The organism is Paraburkholderia sp. GAS334 (genome assembly GCF_050436625.1).
GTDB lineage: Bacteria > Pseudomonadota > Gammaproteobacteria > Burkholderiales > Burkholderiaceae > Paraburkholderia.
In genome coordinates this window covers 1-1,067 of sequence record NZ_JBNDMO010000100.1, presented here as the reverse complement: position 1 = coordinate 1,067, position 1,067 = coordinate 1, and the positions used below count along the sequence as shown (strand labels likewise).

At 59.0% G+C, this 1,067-nt stretch carries 1 protein-coding gene; it reads left to right on the top strand.

Features of this window, described 5'->3' with window-relative positions; genetic code table 11:
• Positions 1 to 201: 201 nt before the first annotated feature.
• Positions 202 to 876: a GntR family transcriptional regulator gene (locus tag P3T21_RS38410; RefSeq protein WP_429261059.1), complete on the top strand. Its 675-nt coding sequence runs from the start codon at positions 202 to 204 to the stop codon at positions 874 to 876.
• Positions 877 to 1,067: the final 191 nt, after the last annotated feature.

The following is a 1,067-nucleotide window of genomic DNA, read 5'->3' as shown; positions in this document are numbered from 1 at the left end:
GGCGGCTACCGGTCGAGACGATTGTCGACTTCGAAGCACTTCTGGCCCTTCACGATTCGCAACTCGCCAGTGCGCCGCTGCACGAAGTGCTCGCGCGAAGGCCAATTTCGGCGACCGTCACAATGGGTTATCCGAACCTGGGGAAGCAAATTATCAACGTCTGATGATACGCGAACCGATGTCCGCCCAGCGCCGCTCACACTGGCGCTAGTATCGATCAATGCTTCGGCTTCGTTGCGCGATCAGGCGTACGCGAAGCTGAAGCAGGCCATCGCCGACACCGACATCTATCATTCGCGCGAGGAAATCCGGCTCGACGAAAAGGAACTGACTGAAGCGCTCGGCGTGAGCCGCACGCCAGTTCGCGAAGCCATGACGCTGCTCGAGCAGGAGGGTCTCCTGCGGACGGTGCCGCGGCGCGGAATCTATATCCAGCGCAAGACGAAGAAAGAAATCGTCGACATGATTTGCATGTGGGCGGCGCTCGAAAGCATGGCGGCCCGGCTTGCGACGCTGCGCGCGTCCGATGAGGACATCGCGGCGCTGAGGCATATGTTCGACAATTTTCGCGACACGACGCCGGCCGAGCACATCGAGGAGTATTCGGAAGCGAACATTGCGTTTCACCAGTCAATTGTCCAGTTGTCGCAATCGCAGATCCTCCTGGACACGATGAAGAACCTCTTCGTGCATGGGCGCGCGATCCGGAAGATGACGATCGCGCAGAATGACCGCGCGTTGCGCTCGATCGTCGATCACATGCGCATCATCGAAGCACTCGAGAAGCGCGACACCGAGCTGGTCGAGCGACTCGTGCGCCAGCACTCGCTCGATCTCGCGGCGTTCGTCGAAGCCAGCTGCGACTTCCTCGACTGACGACGCGATGTCCTTTGGATGCTGATTGACATCCTCCCCTCCCTGAAGAACTCAGGATTACCCACAAGTCTGTAGGTGACGGTGTGTGTTTTCGCGTGTAAACGGGTGGAGTCAATGTTAACTTCGGCCCATCCTGTTTGCAGCGGCATTCGAGATTGGTCGACGAGAACGACACGGACGACTGGGCAAGC